Source organism: Frankia sp. RB5, assembly GCF_059816245.1.
Map to the genome: position 1 here is coordinate 52,834 of NZ_JCBATA010000043.1, position 15,704 is coordinate 68,537.

A 15,704-nucleotide genomic window follows, 5' to 3' on the forward strand; every position below is an offset into this window, starting at 1 on the left:
TTAGGGAGACAAACGTTAAATCGTTAGGGGGACGAACGCAAGCCCCTAGGATGCGGTGCATGCCGGAACACGACCGTCACGGGCCGATCGACCCCGCCGCCGTCCCCGCCCGTCTGCGGTCCCTGCCCAGCCGGCTGATCGGCCGCACAGCGCTCCACGCCGACCGGATCTCCCACGCCCACCTCGCCACGGCGGGCGCGACCCGCTGGCAGTACGCCGCCCTGGTCACCCTGCGCGACGGCGGCCCGGCCAGCCAGGCCCAGCTCAGCGACCGCACCGGCATCCACCGCAGCGACATGGTCGCCGTCCTCGCCGCCCTGACCGAGGCAGGTCACGTCGAGCGCGCCCCCGACCCCACCGACCGCCGCCGCAACGTCGTCACCCTGACCACGGCCGGGCGCACCCACCTGCGCGATCTCGACCGGCGCGTCGACGCCGCGCAGACCGACCTTCTCGCCCCGCTCACCCCGCCCGAGCGCGCGGAGCTGATCCGGCTTCTGCGCCGCCTCGACGACCACCACCGCACGCATTGATCAAGCGCCCGCGCCGCGCACCCGGCCGGTCCCTGGCCTCGCGATGGCCAGGGACCGCCGAGAGGGTCAGGGCTGCGGCATCTCGACGCGGTCGCGCACGTAGAGCGGGCGCGTGGCGATCACGGCTCGCGGGGCCAGGCCGGTGCCGGACACGCGGTAGCGCACCCGCCCGGAGACCGTCTGGGCGACGGAGGTGATGAACGCCTGCGCGGCGGTGCGCAACGGGCCGAGCCAGCGTCCCTCGACCGCCTCGTGCACCCAGATCTGCTCCAGATGCATCTTCTCGCGCAGTGTGGCGGCGTCCACGCTTGCCTGCTCGAGCCGGCGATAGGCGTCGAGAAGCAGGTGGGCGGCGGGCATCTCCCGTACCTCCTGCACCTTCGTTCCGTTCTCGATCTCCTCCAGGCCGATGTAACGCCCGAGGCCGTAGCCGCCGACCAGCGCGTTGAGGGCACGGACCAGATCGGCCGGGGCCAGTTCCCGGCCATCGACGGCGACCGGCACCCCGTCGAGGAAACTCACCTCGACGTCCACCGGTTCCGCGGCCGCCGGGGTCGTCCAGGTGTAGAGCGACTCAGGTACGTCGATCCGCTCCGGGTCGTCGAGGCCGGCCGCCTCGAACTCCCGGCACCACAGATTGATGTCGGTGCTGTACAGCCCGGACTCGGGCCGGATCAGGTCGCCCAGCCCACTGTCGACGAGCCTGAGCATCTTCTTCTCGCGCGAGGGCGCGTCGACGACGAACGGGGATCCGTAGCTGCCGTCGAACCGCAGGGCCGCGAAGGTCTGGTTGAAGCGCCGCAGGCTGTTCTGGGTGCCGTCAGCGGTGTGCAGCACCGCGTCGTAGCCGCGCTCGCGGGCCAGCGCCGTGGCCACCTGGGCCATCAGCGGCCGGGTCAACGAGGCCGAGATCGGATGAGTGCCCAGGTAGACGGCCTGGGCGGCCACCGCGGGGAAGGCGTAGCCCGCGAGGAACTCATGCGTCCGGTCCAGCACCAGATGCTCGACCCCCAGCCGCTCGCACACCCGGCTGGCGCGCACGCTGTCGCCACCGCCCAGTTCGACGGTGAGCGCCAGCACGGACGCCGACGGCAACACGGACTCGATATGGTGCAACAGGAACGTACCATCAAGTCCGCCGCTGAAGAGGCAGATCACCTGGTTCTCGCCCAGAAACCTTTCGTCGATATCCGCCAGGCTCACGACAAGCTTGCTCATGACTTCTCTTCTCGCTGTTGACGTAGATTCTGCACGACGAGGTTCGCCACAAAAAAGCAGTCAGCGGCGAGATCCACGTCTTCCACGGGGGTCATGAAGGTCTCGAGCGCCGCCATCGCGGCAGGATATCTCTCGTCGAGTCGTAACTCGACGACGACCCGACGGAATTCTTCCGGGCCGGCCAGTCGGCCGGAGTGAAACGCCTCCCGGGCATGGATCACCGCATCGGCGTACTCCTGCCGATCCCGGTGGTAACTACTCGCGATGAGCGCCCGCAGGGCGGCGAAGAAGGGGCCACGGTCGAAGGTGACGAAGAACGAGTCGTCGTCTCCTCTGGCCGTCTCGTACTCCACCGTGCTCACATGGGCGGATGCCGGCATGGTGAGGTGCGTGGCCCGCTGCTGCTCCGGCAGATTCAGCATGAGTGCCGAGATCTGCGGCAGCGACTCGTTGAGAAAGCCCTTGATGTAACCCCGCCAGAACGCCGCGAGCACCAGCGTCTCAGCCGGGTCCGCCGCGCGGAGGAAACTGCGCCTGACAATGATCTTCCAGGAGTCCCGCGTGACGCTTTCCAGCGTGTACGTGCCCCAGCCGCCGGTGCGGTCCCAGTAGTTCCACAGCGCGACGAACGCCTCGGGGCTGCTGGGCACGAACCGGCCGCCGCGCAGCACGAACTCGACCAGGTCCCGGGCGGCGCCCGCGCCGATCCTCTGCGCGGCGTTCTCCAGCAGGTCCGCCCGGTCTGGCAGCAGCAGCCGCAGCAACTGGACGACCGTCTCCGTCCGCAGGATGACATGTCGCACCCCGGTACGGCTGATCACACCGTCCTGCGCGGAAAGACTGAACTCCGGCAGCAGGTCACTCAGCCGGTTCCCCGCCTCCCGGAGCAGGGGATGCGCGCCGTAGGACGACCGGTCGATGGTGAACAGCGGCTGGAAGGATTCCGCCAGGAAACCAAGGAATCCCTGCACCTGGGCACGGGAGGTCGGATTTCCGGTGTCCACCAGATCGCGCACGCCGACCAGATCCGAATCGAACACCGCGTAGGTCTGCGCCGGCGCGTTCCGCTGCCCCACCACCCGGGCGAGATCAACGGTAACCCGGAAGGCGAGGTCCGCCGGGCTGGTGAACAGCCGGGCGGGATGGCGGCGCAGCAACTCGTCGCGAAAATCCGCCTGCAGCTCACGCAGGTCGTCGGCGGGCACGATGTCGTGCGGCACCGGCAGGCTCTCGTCGGCCAGGTAGACAAGCACCTGCTTGCCCGCGGCACGGGCAAGATCATATTCGGCCATCGCGACCGAGCGGGTCGGGTACGGGGAGGGCACGCCGAACGTGTGCCCGAAGATGCCGATAAAGACCGCGCACGCGTCCACCGCGGCGGCGGCCGGTTGCCCGGGTTCCTCCGCACGGTCCCCGACCGTGGTCACCTTCACGCCGTAGTCGGCCATACTTCCGGCGACCGCGTCGGCGACCGCCCGCCGATAATCGATCAGGTCGGTGTAGGTGCCACCCACGAACACCGTGATGCCCAGCGGGGTAGGCGGCGCCTGGCTGACGGGATACGCCTGCGCCCGCCCTTCGACAATCTTGAGGGCGAGCTCGTCGATGGCCTCGTTCTCATAGTTCTCGATCGTGTCCGGATGCAGTCTGAGCGTCTCGGCGAGCTGGCGGCGACGTGCGGTGAGGTAACCGGGATCACGGCCCGGCCAGGTCATCGCGGTCGTGCCGGCCGCCGCGTCCGACGGCGGCTCGGGGACCGCGAGCGCGTTGCGCAGCGAGCGGGCCTTGGCTCCCGTTCCCAGCTCGACCAACGAGTCGCGCAACAGCTCGAGCGCGGCGGTCACGGAGTCCGGGCGACCGAGCGCCCGGTTCCAGTCCTGGAGCGCGACGAGCAGGCCCCTGCGCTGCGCCAGCGCGGCCAGTGACAGACCGCGGCCTCTGCGCAACTGCATCAGCTCCGCGACAAGGGCTTTCCGAATTCCTTCCCCGTCCGTTCCGATTTCGTTCCGACTCATCACCTCCCCCCTTTCTTCACCGTCACATCCGATCAATCTCCGCTTGCCGATCTTCGTCGGATCCGCGACGCTATGAACTGTACGGCACGAAGCTAGGCCGGACCACAGCCGGTACCAACGGGGGCTACCTGCACAGTAGGGCCGGAGAGAGGAGTCCCAATGACCCAGCTTCTCATTGTGCTGCTGGCGATTTCCCTGGCGCTGGCACTCGGCACTGTTTTCCTTCTCATCCTTTCCAGGTTCGCCGACGAGCGCCGCGACATTGCGGACGCGGAGCGGCTGCGCGCCGCCCAGTATCGCGTCGACCGCCTTCGGGACGGCGCGCACAGGCACTGATCTCGAAGCGCGACAGCGGGACGACGGCCGTATGCGGTCGCCGTCGTCTCTGGCGTTCTGGCGTTCTGGCGTTCTGACGCACTGACACTCGGCAGCTCTGCCGGCAGCCGGCTCCTCGGACGTTTGATCGTCTCTCGGGGGGACGATCAACGCTCGCGGCGGCCCGCGCCCCCACCGGCGCGGGCCGCCCGCGATGTCCAGGCCACGGGATCGAGGCCGGGCCTGGCCGAGCCGGCGACGCTCAGCGGACGCCGTCGCCGCCCGCGTCCTCGTCATAACCTTCACGCAGGGCGAAGCGGGTCAGTTCGACGCGGTTGCGAAGCTGGAGCTTGCCGAGCACGTTGTGCACGTGGTTCTGGACCGTCCGGTGCGAGACACCCAGCTCGCTGGCGGCGTCCCGGGCGGACAGGCCCTTCGCGACCAGCCGTAGCACCTCGATCTCCCGTTCGGTCAGCCGCGGTGCCGACGACGAGCCGGTACCCGATCGGGTACCGGCGGCGCGCGCGGCCCGGGAGTTCTCGCCGAGGAGGAGGGCGGCCAGACCCGCGGTGAAGACGGGAGTCCCCCTCGCGGTACGGCGGACAGCGTCCACGAGCTCCTCGGGCCGGGCCGACTTGAGCAGATAACCGGACGCCCCCGCCTTCACCGCGTCGAGCACATCGGCCTGTTCCCCGGACGCCGACACGACGAGCACCGATGCCGGCGTCCCGGTGAGGGGGAACGGCGAACCGGGCGAGCCGATCAGGGCACGGATCACCTCGACGCCCGAGCCGTCCGGCAGCCCCAGGTCCAGGACGACAAGGCGCGGACGGGTCGCCGCCAGCACGCGCAACGCCTGCGCGACGGAGTCCGCGGTGCCCACGACCGCGAAGCCGGCCGCGGCGAGATCCCGGCTCAGCGCCTCGCGCCACAGCGGATGATCGTCGATGACGACCACCCGCCCGGCCGGCTCCCGATCCGACTCGTCAGCGTGGGACACGCAGTTCGACCTCCGTTCCCCGGCCCGGCCGGCCGGTGACGACCGCCTCGCCGCCCAGATCCCGGATCCGGCCACGGATGGAGACCGCGAGACCGATGCGTCCCTGCCGGGCGGCCTGCTCGACCCGGCCGGGTTCGATGCCGACACCGTCGTCGCGGACGGTCACGACCACGGCGTCGCCGTCGTCCTCGACCAGCAACCACGCCGAGGCCCCAGGGCCGGCGTGCAGGACCACATTGCGCAGTGCGGCCCGCACGGCGGCGACGATCTCGACGGCATGGTCCGCCCGCAGGTGCACGGGCACGCCCGGGGTGGAGACCGTCACGACCTCCGGGGTGCCCTCGAGGGCTCCCCCGCTGGTCGCCGGTCCGGCCCCGGAGGCCGCCCGGCCGGCCGTCACCCTCGGTGGGTGCGAGGCGTGGGCGAGAGCCATCAACAGCGCGCCCAGATCCACATCGGCGTGGTCGGAGTCGTGGGAGGAGCGTGACGCCCGGCCTGGGTGTCCCCGTCGTGCCCCGGACCCGTTCAGATGGCTCGGACAGGTCACTGCAGGGGGCCGAGATGTGCGCAGCAGATCGCGCAGCGCCGCCTCCTGCTCGGCCGCGAGCCTGGCCACCTCGGCCGCCGCCATGCCGCGCGGAGCCTCCCGGGAGATCAGGGACAGAACCTGCAAGACGCCGTCGTGCACGTCGCGGGCGAGCCGTTCCCGCTCGGCCTCGCCGGCTCGCACTGACAGGACCTGCGACAACGCGGCCTCAGCGCGGATGGCGGCCGCGCTGAGGTAGCCGACGACAATGCCCGACACGACGTACAGGACCGCCGGGCGGACCGAGCCGTCACTCACCGACCCACTCGCGACGAAAGACGCCACCGCCAGTACCACACCGCCCGCGGCGCCGCCGACCGTACCGCCGGCGAGAGCCGCGCTGAACACCCCGCTCGCCGACCACAGCGCGGGCAGGACATCGCCGGACCCGGCCGGGCTCACCGCCGCGTGCGTCGTCAGCGTGATCCCCGCGCACACCAGGACGTCGGCCGCGACCAGGCCATCGCGCGGTCTCGGCCACGGCCGAGACCGAGTGCGAGGCTGAGGGCGTTCGAGGGCGTCGAGCGCGGGTGCGAGCCCCGTCATCACCGCCGACCAGACGGCCAGGACTCCGAACCAGGCGAGTCCACCGCCTGGATGCGGCGCCCGCCCCAGATCACGCCCGACCGTCCCGACGGCATAGACCACCGCCACCAGGCGAAAGACCGCGAGCGACCGCCACATCGCGCCGCGCACGCCGTCCGGCCCGCGCGGGCGGCCCGGGCCCGGGCCCCGCGGCATCCGCACCCGGCAAGTGTGACAGAAAGTCCCCTTTCGTGACGCGACGAGGACAGCGACGAGCCCATGGTTACTCGGGCAGATCGGGCGTACGGCGGGCGTGCGGCCGCTCGGAGACCAGCCAGAAGTTGAGTACGACGACTCAGGCCAACCGACTTCGACCCACCCAGACTGGGTGCATGTCCTCCGCGAAGCCCCCCGCTCCCAGAACCACCACGGCGTTCCTCGTCCAGGCCGCGCTTTCCTTCGGTATCTCGGTGATCTCGGTGACCTACGCGATCGCGCATCTGCCGGGCAGCGCCTGGATCCGTGGCTTCCTCCTGCTCGGCCTGCTGTACGTGATCACGTCGACGTTCACCCTCGCCAAATGCGTACGCGACCAGCAGGAGGCCTCCGCGGTCGTCAGCCGGGTCGACCAGGTCAGGCTGGAGCGGTACCTCTCGGAACACGACCCTTACAAGGAACCGATCGGCCACTGACTGCGCCACCCGGAAAGGCCCAGGTGATCGCGGTGCCGGAAGCCGCCCCGTCACCCGCGGGCTGACCCGGTCGAGCCATGCGGATTGCCGACAGGTGCAGGTCAGGAGCGCTCCGGCGCGACACACTGGCGCCATGACGGATCTGATCACGCGACTGCTGTCGCTGTGGAGCGACGGCCTGCCCGCGGACGACGAGACGGCGGTGCGCGCGTTCCGCGAGCTGTACACCGACCCGGTCCCGGTGAACGGGACCCCGATGACCGCCGCCGACCTCATCGCCCGCGCCCGGGCGCTGCACGCCGCACTGGCCGACATCCGCCACGAGCTGATCGAGCAGGTGCAGACACCCGACCGTCTCGCGATCGGCTTCTACCTGCACGGACGACACGTCGGCCCGCTGCCCACCGCGCTCGGACCGGTGCCGGCGACCGGGCAGGAGGTGTCCATCCGGGCCACCGACATCCTGCGGATCACCGACGGCCGGATCAGCTCCATCTGGGTGATCTCCGATGAGCTGACCGCGCTTCTCAGCCTCGGCGTGCTCGTTCCGGGCAGCACCCCACTACCGGCCGCGTAACCGCCTTCTGACGTCCACGAAGTGTTCCCGAGCTGGATCCGCGGCCTTCTCCTGCTCGGCCTGCTCGCGCCGGCAACAGGCGCGAGCACACGAGGACGCTACGAGCAGACGTCCATGGCGGATATTCGATGGCGTCCGGCTGAGGCCCCCGGTACGGTGAAAAGGCGGCTGCTGGCCGACCGTCGAGCGGTTTACCGAAGTTCTGACCGCATAAACGCCGAAGAGGTGTCACTCTGGACGAGGACAGCGGCGACATCAACGGGCTCGCGGTGGCCCGCAAAGCCGCCGAGCTCATCACCTACGCGTTTTTCGTCGTGAAGTTCGATCTTCTTTCCCTCGGCGACTACGTCGAGAACGCGGTGGCTCGATGGGTCACCCTCTTCTTTCTCAGCGCGGGACTCCTCGTGCTGGTCCTCACCACGGTTCTCGTGGCGGTGGACAGGGATCAGCGCCGGGCCGCGGGTTCGGCGATGGCGCTGCCGTTCGGTGTGATGCTGGCGGCAACGACGCCCTTCCTCGGCACATGGGCTGCCGAAAAGATGCTGGACCTCAACCGACTGGCAGCCTCCTTCCCGATCCTCATAGCAATGATTCTGGGCCTGCTCGGCCTCGCTCTCTACGTGGTCCTCTTCTTCGCCTCTCTGGCCGCCCTGTTCGTCTCGGCACACACCTTCTTCTTCGCCGGGACGGCGCATCCGCTTCTCCCACCCCTGCTCACCGTGGTCACCGTGTGGATTCTGGTGGGATGCGACATCACCGGCATCCAGGACCGTGTGGTGACGGCGCTGTTCGACAAGGCCACTCTGGCGCAGAGCACCGCCTCGCTGGCGTTCGGGATCACCTCGGCGGTGGTGGCCACCGCCTTCGCCGCACTCGAGATCCGCCAGCTCCACGCCAACGGCATCCATCTGCGTGCCGGCCCCTGGCGCTGATCACCCGAAAATCCTTTGCGTGCCCATGATGCCCGGACGAAGGTGGTGGTCGTGCGGCCAACCCTGACCGATGAGGAGATCGAGGCGTTTGTCGACCTGGGCTTCGTCCGGGTCCCGGAGGCGTTCCCACGAGCATTGGCCGACGAGTGCCGGTCGATCCTGTGGCGGATGACCGGCCTGGATCCCGACGATCCGTCGAGCTGGACACAGCCTGTCATCCGTATCGACGGCAGCGGGGAGCCGCCGTTCGGGCTGGCCGCCAACGCGCCGCGGCTGCGCAGCGCGTACGACCAGCTCGTCGGCGCCGGGCGGTGGCGGCCGCGCAGCGGCATCGGCACCTTCCCCATCCGTTTTCCGCACCCGGACGACCCGGGCGACGCGGGTTGGCATATGGACGGCGGCTACCTGCCGGACGGCGAGACGTGGTTCTGGCTGAATATCCTCTCCCGCGATCGCGCCCTGCTGATGCTGTTCCTGTTCTCCGACGTGGGCCCGGACGACGCGCCCACCCGTGTCAAAGCGGGATCACACCTCGACGTCGTACCGTTTCTGGCCCCCGCGGGCGAGCGTGGCCGCAACATGCTGAAGCTGTGCCAGGAGATGGACGCGGCGGGAAAGCTGGACAGTCCCGACCGGCCGCAGGCTCTCGCGACAGGTCAGGCCGGCGACGTGTACCTCTGCCATCCGTTCCTCATCCACGCCGCGCAACGCCACCGCGGTTCCGTTCCGCGTTTCCTCGCTCAGCCGCCGCTGGACCCGGCGGGTCTCCTCGACCTCGACCGCGCCGACGGCGCCTACTCCCCCGTCGAACGCGCCGTGAGACGGGGTCTCGCAGGCTGAAGCGGCTCTCCGGATACCTCCCACTCCCGCCACCAGCAAGGCGCGGGAGCGGATCGGGTAGCTGGGCCTACTCCACCGGCGGGGTCGGCGCCTACGACGTACCAATCCACCCCGGCGTCGGCTGATGGTCGCCGGCCTGTCCGCTCGGGTCATCGGTGGGCCACCGACCCGGCTGTGCCTTCTGCGCGGACGACACGCTCCCGGCCGTCGCCCAGGCCGCCCTCGCGCACGCGCAGTTCGAGACGATCCACCCGTTCGTCGACGGCAACGGTCGCACCGGGCGCGCGCTGATCCACATGGTGCTGCGCCGGCGCGGACTCGCCACACGCGTGCTGCCGCCCGTCTCCCTGATCCTCGCAACCTGGTCCCGGGCGTACCTGGCGGCGCTCGACGACACCCACCAGGTGGGTCCGGCGACCTCCGGCAAGGCCCAGGCCGCCACCGACGGCCTGGGTCGCGCTGTTCGCCGCCGCCTGCACCCGCGCCTGCGCGGATGCCGCAGACTTCGAACGACACCTCGTCTCACTGCGTGACGACTGGCGACGCCGAGCCGGCCCTGCACGGGCCGACTCGGCACTCGCCCGCCTCCTGTTCCTGCTTCCCGCGGCGCCGGTCCTCACCGTCCGCTCCGCCGCTGCTCTGGCCGGACGAAGCACGCAGGAGACGAACGAGGCGATCAGCCGCCTCGTCGACGCGGGCATCCTGCACCAGATCACGGTCGGCCGTCGCAACCGCGTGTTCGAGGCCCCCGAGGCCATCGAGGCGTTCACCCGGCTTGAACGACGCCTCGCCAGCCCGGACGGCGACACCCACGTCAGCCCCCGAACCGACGCCTGCCCAGAACGCCGTGACCGGTCAGCCCTGCCCCGAGGCCGCCGCGCGGGCGCCGTGGTAGCCGCCGTCGACGCGAAGCAGGGTGCCGGTGACGAACTCCGCGGCGGCGAGGTAGCGCAGAGCCTGGGTGGTCTCGGCGACCTCGCCGACGCGGTTCAGTGCCGCCACGCCCGCGAGCCCGTCCGCGCCACCGCCGTGCAGCGGGGTGCGGATCATGCCAGGTACCAGGGCGTTGACGCGGATGCGGTGGGGCGCGAACTCGGCCGCCCACGAGACGGTGAGCGCGTGCACGGCACCCTTGCTCGCGGTCTGCGCGCTGGCCGGCACTCCCAGCAGGGCAGCGTCCACCAGCAGGGAGCCGACGTTGACGATCGCACCGCCGCCGGCCTCGATGAGCGCCGGCACCACGGCCTGCGTGGTCACGAAGGTGCCGCGGACGTTGACGGCGTAGTAGCGGTCAAGGTCGTCGAGGGTGCTGTCGAGGAACGGCCCGGCGCCGAAGACACCGGCGTTGTTGACGAGCACGTCGACGCGTCCGAAACGCTCGCGGGCGCCGTCGACCATCGCCCGTCCGGTGGCGGGATCGGAGATGTCACCGGGAACCGCGAGGACCTGCTCAGGGTTGCCGAGCGCCTGCGCGGCCCGGTCGAGCTTGGCCCGGTCGGTCCCGTTGAGGACGACGTTGGCGCCGTCGGCGACCCACGATCGGGCCGCGTCCAGCCCGATCCCGCTGCTGGAGCCGGTGATGAGGACGGTGGGAGCGGAGAGATGGCTCATGGTCGGGCTTCCTGTTCGTCGCGGCCGCAATGGTGCGCCCGCCCGTCGCCCGTCGTGGAGCGGCGGGGAGCGCATCGGCAACGTACGGTCACTCCAGCCATCAGATCCAATACGACTTTCCGCGCCCAGATATAAGGTGTGCTGATGGCACTGGATCGGCCCCAGCTCGAACTGCTTGAGGCGCTGGCCAGCGCCGGCACGCTGACCGCCGCCGCGCGCCGGCTCTATGTGAGCCAGCCGGCGCTCACCCTGCGCCTGCGCAACCTGGAGGATCAGCTCGGGATCCGGCTGTTCGACCGCCAGGGCCGCCAGATGGCGCCGACGCGGGCCGGTCAGCGGCTCATCGAGACGGCGACCGTGGTCCTGCGCGAGCTCGATGCGGCCGAGCGCGACGTCCGCACGCTCGCGGCCGGGATGGTGGGCAGTCTGCGTTTCGCCTCGCAGTGCAGCACCAACTACTCGTGGTTGCCGGCGTTGCTGCGGCAGTTCCACGAGGAGCATCCCGGCGTCGAGGTCCGTATCGAGCCCACCGCCGCCGACCGTCCCATCCCGGCGCTGCTGGCCGACCGGATCGACGTCGCCCTCGTCGCCAAGCCCGACAGCCAGATGCACGCCGTCGACCTCGAGCCCCTGTTCGTCGACGAGCTCGTCGCGGTCGTCGCGCGCAACCATCCGTGGGCCGGCCGCGACTCGCTCGGCGCCGACGACTTCACCGACGCGCATGTCGTGCTCTACGAGGTGTACGACACCCGCCGCAGTGCCGCGGCGCTCCTCCCACTGCCCGCCGGGGCCTGGCCGGCGCGCCTGACGACGGTTCCCGTGATCACCGAGCTGCTGCTCGAGATGGTCCGAGGGGGACAGGCGGTCACCGTGCTGCCATCCTGGGTCGCGACGAACTACCAGGCGTCACATGGCGTCACAACCGTGCCGATGCGACCCGCCCCGGAGCCTCGGGTCTGGTACTGCGCCACCCGGAAAGGCCCAGGTAGTGGGGCGCTCGACGACTTCGTCGGTCTGCTCCGGGAACGATTCCGGACGCAGCGGCCAGGAAAGGCCCAGGTGATCGCGGTGCCGGAAGCCGCCCCGTCGCCCGCGGGCTGACCCGGGCGGATGACCGTGATCACGGTCGGCCGACGATAGTCGGGGACCGGAGGTGATGGCTGTGCGAGCGGGCGCCTGGTCAGACCGTGTAGCCGCCGTCGACGGCGAACTGCGCCCCGGTGATCCACCGTCCGCCCTCGCCCACAAGATGGGCGACCGTGGCCGCGACATCCTCACCGGTGCCGTACCGGCCGAGGGCGGTCAGTGCCCGGTTCCCTTCCGCGCGGGGACCGTCCGCGGGATTCATCTCGGTGTCGACCGGACCGGGATGGACGAGATTGACGGTGATCCCTCTCCCGCCGAACTCGCGCGCGAGCCCCTTGGTGAGGCCCACCAGTGCCGACTTGCTCGCCGAGTACAACGTCAGGCCACCGGCCGGAATCCGGTCCACCAGACACGTCCCGATGTTGACGATGCGTCCGCCCTCCCCCATGTGGGCCGCGGCGGACCGGGCGGCGAAGAAGGCGGCTCCGACGTGAAGGGCGAAGGTCCGCTCGAACTCGTCGAACGTCACGTCCCTGATCGGGCCGGTCGGAAAGATGCCGGCATTGTTCACCAGAATATCGAGGCGGCCGAACTCGGCGACGGTCCGCTCGACGGTCGATGCCGGGGCTGTCCGATCACCACCGTCGGCCTGGATGGCGAGACCGCGCCCACCGGCCGTCCCGATCCGATCCACTACCTCCTTCGCCTGGTCGGCCGCACGGAGGTAGGTGAGGGCCACGGCCGCGCCGTCCGCCGCCAGCCGGGCGGCGATGGCGGCGCCAATGCCGCGGCTGCCGCCTGTCACCAGCGCCACCTTTCCCGCCAGGCCCGTTTTCGTCCCCTCTTTCCGGTCGTTGCCGTCGCTTTCCAATTTCCCCCGGTCAACATCACTGTGCGTCATGGAACCCACCGTAGAGCCGCCGCACTGATATCGTCCAAGACTGAAATCTGGTCAGGTCATAAGTAATCCGCATGACGCGCGATCCCGGGCGCGGGTCCGGCGAGATCGTGCCGTCGAGGAGGCGCAGGTGACGATCGAGCTCCGCCATCTGAGGGCCTTTGTCGCGGTGGCCGAGGACCTGCACTTCACCCGCGCGGCGCAGCGGCTGCACCTGGCCCAGCCCGCGATCTCCCAGCAGATCAGGCAGCTGGAATCGGCGGTCGGCGCCACCCTGCTGGTCCGCGGGCCCGGTGGAACGAGGTTGAGCGACGCCGGACGCGTCTTCCTGCCTGAGGCGCGACGAACCCTCGCGCAGGCCGAGGCCGCGGTCGTCGCCGCGCGAGAGGCGAACCAGGGCGAGACCGGCACGTTGCGGGTCGGCTACGCGCCGACCGCCTCGTCGCCCGCCTTCCTGCCCCTGCTCGTCGCCTACCGGAACAGTCATCCGCGGGTGGACCTCGGCCTGCGGGAGCTACCGCTCGGCGACCTGTCCGACGTGCTGCTCACCGGCGTCGTCGACCTCGCCTTCGCCGCCCGCACCGGTCCGCCCGACTACCATGACGGCGTCGCCATCCGCGAGATCGCCCACGAGCCGTTCGTCCTGGCGGTGCCCGAGAGTCACAGACTCGCCGGCCAGGCCACGGCGGCCCTCCTCGACCTCGCGGACGAGCCGTTCGTCATGCAGTCGCGCGACCAGTGCTCCGAGTACCACGACGCCATCCAGACCGCCTGCCTGCGCGCCGGCTTCTCGCCACGGTGCAGCCACACCACCACCGAGCTGAGCGCCCAACTCGCGCTCGTGGCCGCGGGCCTGGCCGTCACGCTGGTGCCAGCATCCACCAGCGTGCTGCGCGCCGCGGACGTCCGCTACCTGGCCCTGACCGACGACGCACCACACATCACCTCGTACGCCGCCTGGCGGTCAGGCGACGAGAAGCCGGTCCTCCGTCGGCTTCTCGACATGCTCGGCATGCGCACCCCACCGAACGCGGCGAGCCCCGCATCCCACCGGGATGGTCGCGTCACGTCGACGCCGACGTCACCGACGACGACCTGATCATCAGCGGCTACGGATCGTAGCCACGGCGGCGTTGGGGTGACAACGTGGCAGCGTTCTAGCAACGTGGCAGCACCCCGTGTCGCATAATCCGGGTCAAAATGGCCACGAAGCCGCGTATTCGCGACACGGAGCCGCTCTCCCCCGCACGCACTTCCCACCCACGGGAAGTCCGCCGCAGCCCCCCGTAGGACCCGTGGATCACGTCCGCCCGACGATGCGACCTGACCGCCTACCTCTGACTCGACCACGACGTCACCAGCCTGCCCGTCCACCGTCAGGCCCCCCGGCCGATCCCGCCGTCGGCCAGACCCCCCGCGGACGTCGGCGGGATCGTGAGGGAGCGCATGATCACCAGTAGTTTTCGCACACCTCACAGACGCCCGACTCGCCCATCCGCTGCTCGCCCGACCGGACCTTTTTCTTCCGGATCGCGCCCGCCGCTCTCCTCCGAGACCGCCGACCGCGGATGCCGACACGCTACGATCTTGCGGTGAGAGTGAGCGCAGGCACGTGAGCTGGCCGCAGGCCGTCCTTCTCGACTTCTACGGCACGGTCGTCGAAGAGGACGACCATCTGGTCTCGGAGCTGTGCGCCGAGATCAGCGACTCCATCACCGCCATGCCGGTGGATCCGCGTACAGTCGGCGCGTACTGGTCGGAACTTTTCACGCGTGTGTGCGCCGATGCCTCTGGTCCCGCCTTCGCCACCCAACGGGAACTGGAGCGTCGATCCCTTCGCCAGACGATCCGGCATTTCGGCTCGGCGGCCGACGAAGAAGCGCTGAGTGGGCGGCTCTTCGCCTACTGGCAGCGCCCGGTGCCCTTCCCTGACACCGCCGCGTTCCTGCGCGAGATCGCATGTCCGATCTGCATCGTGTCGGACATCGACCGCACCGACATCGAGACGGCGATGGCTCACCTCGACATCAAGGTCGACCTGTTGGTGACGAGCCAGGACGCCTGCGCCTACAAGCCGCGGCCGGAACCGTTCCTGCTCGCCCTCGGCCTGCTGGAACTGCCACCCGATCAGGTCGTGCACATCGGCGATTCGCTGACCCGCGACGTAGCCGGCGCCAACGCGCTCAGAATCCCGGCCGCCTGGGTGAACAGGACCGGCAGAACCCGCCCGCCGACCATGCAGGTCACCTACGAGGTGACCGACCTGACATCCCTCCACCAGGCCTTGGCGACAGCCCCTCAATTGCTCGTGGACAGTCCTGGCACCTGACCGGCGCGTCCTGGACCACGTGGCCGGCAGCGACTATCCCGTCCTTGCGCACATCGAGGGCGGCCACACCGACCCGCTCCCCACCTTCCCGATCGGCGTCTCCACCACCGTCACCGGAACCGACCTGATATTCGAACAGCGAGCGATGCCTGTCTGATCAGGCAGGTCAGAGGCCGAATACGGTCCTCTCGTGGGTCGCCGGGCCTACCGGTATCCACATACCCGTGGATGGGCGCGCGCTGCGCGGATAGCGTGGCGTCGTCGCATCAACGGAAGCCGTCCGTCCGACGGCGTTCGATCCGGCGTGCGACCAGGCGATTGATCGACCCTGATCCGTCATCTTCGTCGACAGGAGCGAGCGCGCGGGCATGAGCGAGCTACACGTACGTCCATGGAAGCGGTTTGGGCAGCATCGGCTCTACGTGTCCATTCACGGGTGAGTGACAGCGGTCCGCTGAGCTGGGCGTTTGTGTTGGGGTGACACGTTGTGGTTGTTGCTTGATCGTGGCTGTGGGGCGTGGATGATCTGGGTTTGTGGCTGACCTGT

Annotated in this window: 16 protein-coding genes; 10 read left to right on the top strand and 6 right to left on the bottom strand. The window is 70.0% G+C overall.

Translation table 11 applies throughout. The features are described from left to right. Window positions 1-59 precede the first annotated feature (59 nt). Entirely contained in the window at window positions 60-533 is a 474-nt protein-coding gene (locus tag AC6EXY_RS21705) for a MarR family winged helix-turn-helix transcriptional regulator (protein ID WP_101832127.1), read from the top strand. 66 nt (window positions 534-599) lie between these two features. Here AC6EXY_RS21705 and AC6EXY_RS21710 read toward each other — a convergent pair whose 3' ends face one another. The 4 genes from AC6EXY_RS21710 to macS form a co-directional block, all read right to left on the bottom strand. Next, window positions 600-1,751, bottom strand: a complete 1,152-nt coding sequence (locus AC6EXY_RS21710; protein ID WP_499817868.1) for an argininosuccinate synthase domain-containing protein — start codon at window positions 1,749-1,751, stop codon at window positions 600-602. Beyond that, window positions 1,748-4,093, bottom strand: coding sequence for a DUF4062 domain-containing protein (locus AC6EXY_RS21715; RefSeq protein ID WP_133150679.1), 2,346 nt, complete (start codon window positions 4,091-4,093; stop codon window positions 1,748-1,750). The genes AC6EXY_RS21710 and AC6EXY_RS21715 overlap by 4 nt, the downstream gene beginning before the upstream one ends. A gap of 250 nt (window positions 4,094-4,343) precedes the next feature. Next, entirely contained in the window at window positions 4,344-5,081 is a 738-nt protein-coding gene (locus AC6EXY_RS21720) for a response regulator (protein WP_499817867.1), read from the bottom strand. Further along, the gene (gene macS, locus AC6EXY_RS21725) at window positions 5,068-6,408 is read right to left on the bottom strand and encodes a MacS family sensor histidine kinase (protein ID WP_499817866.1); all 1,341 of its coding nucleotides are present in this window, start codon (window positions 6,406-6,408) and stop codon (window positions 5,068-5,070) included. Before macS ends, AC6EXY_RS21720 begins: the two co-directional genes overlap by 14 nt. Before the next feature lie 176 nt (window positions 6,409-6,584). On the opposite strand from macS, the gene AC6EXY_RS21730 reads away from it, so the two are divergent. The 5 genes from AC6EXY_RS21730 to AC6EXY_RS21750 all read left to right on the top strand — a co-directional run bounded on the left by AC6EXY_RS21730 (window position 6,585) and on the right by AC6EXY_RS21750 (window position 9,766). Further along, entirely contained in the window at window positions 6,585-6,884 is a 300-nt protein-coding gene (locus tag AC6EXY_RS21730) for a YiaA/YiaB family inner membrane protein (protein ID WP_101832132.1), read from the top strand. 133 nt (window positions 6,885-7,017) lie between these two features. Continuing rightward, the gene (locus AC6EXY_RS21735) at window positions 7,018-7,461 is read left to right on the top strand and encodes an ester cyclase (protein ID WP_101832133.1); all 444 of its coding nucleotides are present in this window, start codon (window positions 7,018-7,020) and stop codon (window positions 7,459-7,461) included. Window positions 7,462-7,730: 269 nt separating this feature from the next. Further along, window positions 7,731-8,393 (top strand): hypothetical protein, encoded by a 663-nt coding sequence (locus AC6EXY_RS21740; protein ID WP_101832134.1) that lies wholly within the window; start codon window positions 7,731-7,733, stop codon window positions 8,391-8,393. 51 nt (window positions 8,394-8,444) lie between these two features. Then, window positions 8,445-9,233 (top strand): phytanoyl-CoA dioxygenase family protein, encoded by a 789-nt coding sequence (locus AC6EXY_RS21745; RefSeq protein WP_207770318.1) that lies wholly within the window; start codon window positions 8,445-8,447, stop codon window positions 9,231-9,233. Between the two features lie 155 nt (window positions 9,234-9,388). Beyond that, entirely contained in the window at window positions 9,389-9,766 is a 378-nt protein-coding gene (locus AC6EXY_RS21750) for a Fic family protein (protein ID WP_101832136.1), read from the top strand. Window positions 9,767-10,088: 322 nt separating this feature from the next. On the opposite strand, the gene AC6EXY_RS21755 is transcribed toward AC6EXY_RS21750, so the two are convergent. Next, window positions 10,089-10,844 carry an SDR family NAD(P)-dependent oxidoreductase gene (locus AC6EXY_RS21755; protein WP_101832138.1) on the bottom strand — a complete coding sequence of 252 codons (756 nt, stop codon included), beginning with the start codon at window positions 10,842-10,844 and terminating at the stop codon, window positions 10,089-10,091. Window positions 10,845-10,988: 144 nt separating this feature from the next. On the opposite strand from AC6EXY_RS21755, the gene AC6EXY_RS21760 reads away from it, so the two are divergent. Continuing rightward, a complete protein-coding gene (locus AC6EXY_RS21760; RefSeq protein ID WP_101832146.1) occupies window positions 10,989-11,945 on the top strand; it encodes a LysR family transcriptional regulator in 957 nt (318 codons plus the stop codon). A gap of 79 nt (window positions 11,946-12,024) precedes the next feature. Here AC6EXY_RS21760 and AC6EXY_RS21765 read toward each other — a convergent pair whose 3' ends face one another. Then, entirely contained in the window at window positions 12,025-12,831 is an 807-nt protein-coding gene (locus AC6EXY_RS21765) for an SDR family NAD(P)-dependent oxidoreductase (RefSeq protein WP_499817865.1), read from the bottom strand. Between the two features lie 127 nt (window positions 12,832-12,958). Between AC6EXY_RS21765 and AC6EXY_RS21770 the strand changes: the two genes are divergently transcribed. The 3 genes from AC6EXY_RS21770 (at window position 12,959) to AC6EXY_RS21780 (ending at window position 15,314) form a co-directional block, all read left to right on the top strand. Beyond that, complete coding sequence (locus AC6EXY_RS21770; RefSeq protein WP_499817864.1) at window positions 12,959-13,927, top strand: LysR family transcriptional regulator; 969 nt, start codon at window positions 12,959-12,961, stop codon at window positions 13,925-13,927. 513 nt (window positions 13,928-14,440) lie between these two features. Beyond that, window positions 14,441-15,157: an HAD family hydrolase gene (locus tag AC6EXY_RS21775; protein ID WP_101835175.1), complete on the top strand. Its 717-nt coding sequence runs from the start codon at window positions 14,441-14,443 to the stop codon at window positions 15,155-15,157. 19 nt (window positions 15,158-15,176) lie between these two features. Further along, complete coding sequence (locus tag AC6EXY_RS21780) at window positions 15,177-15,314, top strand: hypothetical protein (protein ID WP_165818636.1); 138 nt, start codon at window positions 15,177-15,179, stop codon at window positions 15,312-15,314. Window positions 15,315-15,704: the final 390 nt, after the last annotated feature.

What these genes read in the sequence shown, in the direction of transcription:
- AC6EXY_RS21710 (WP_499817868.1), bottom strand. Translation starts at nt 1,751, where the DNA reads ATGAGCAAGCTTGTCGTGAGCCTGGCGGATATCGACGAAAGGTTTCTG.
- AC6EXY_RS21735 (WP_101832133.1), top strand. Translation starts at nt 7,018, where the DNA reads ATGACGGATCTGATCACGCGACTGCTGTCGCTGTGGAGCGACGGCCTG.
- AC6EXY_RS21730 (WP_101832132.1), top strand. Translation starts at nt 6,585, where the DNA reads ATGTCCTCCGCGAAGCCCCCCGCTCCCAGAACCACCACGGCGTTCCTC.
- macS (WP_499817866.1), bottom strand. Translation starts at nt 6,408, where the DNA reads ATGCCGCGGGGCCCGGGCCCGGGCCGCCCGCGCGGGCCGGACGGCGTG.
- AC6EXY_RS21705 (WP_101832127.1), top strand. Translation starts at nt 60, where the DNA reads ATGCCGGAACACGACCGTCACGGGCCGATCGACCCCGCCGCCGTCCCC.
- AC6EXY_RS21755 (WP_101832138.1), bottom strand. Translation starts at nt 10,844, where the DNA reads ATGAGCCATCTCTCCGCTCCCACCGTCCTCATCACCGGCTCCAGCAGC.
- AC6EXY_RS21765 (WP_499817865.1), bottom strand. Translation starts at nt 12,831, where the DNA reads ATGACGCACAGTGATGTTGACCGGGGGAAATTGGAAAGCGACGGCAAC.
- AC6EXY_RS21760 (WP_101832146.1), top strand. Translation starts at nt 10,989, where the DNA reads ATGGCACTGGATCGGCCCCAGCTCGAACTGCTTGAGGCGCTGGCCAGC.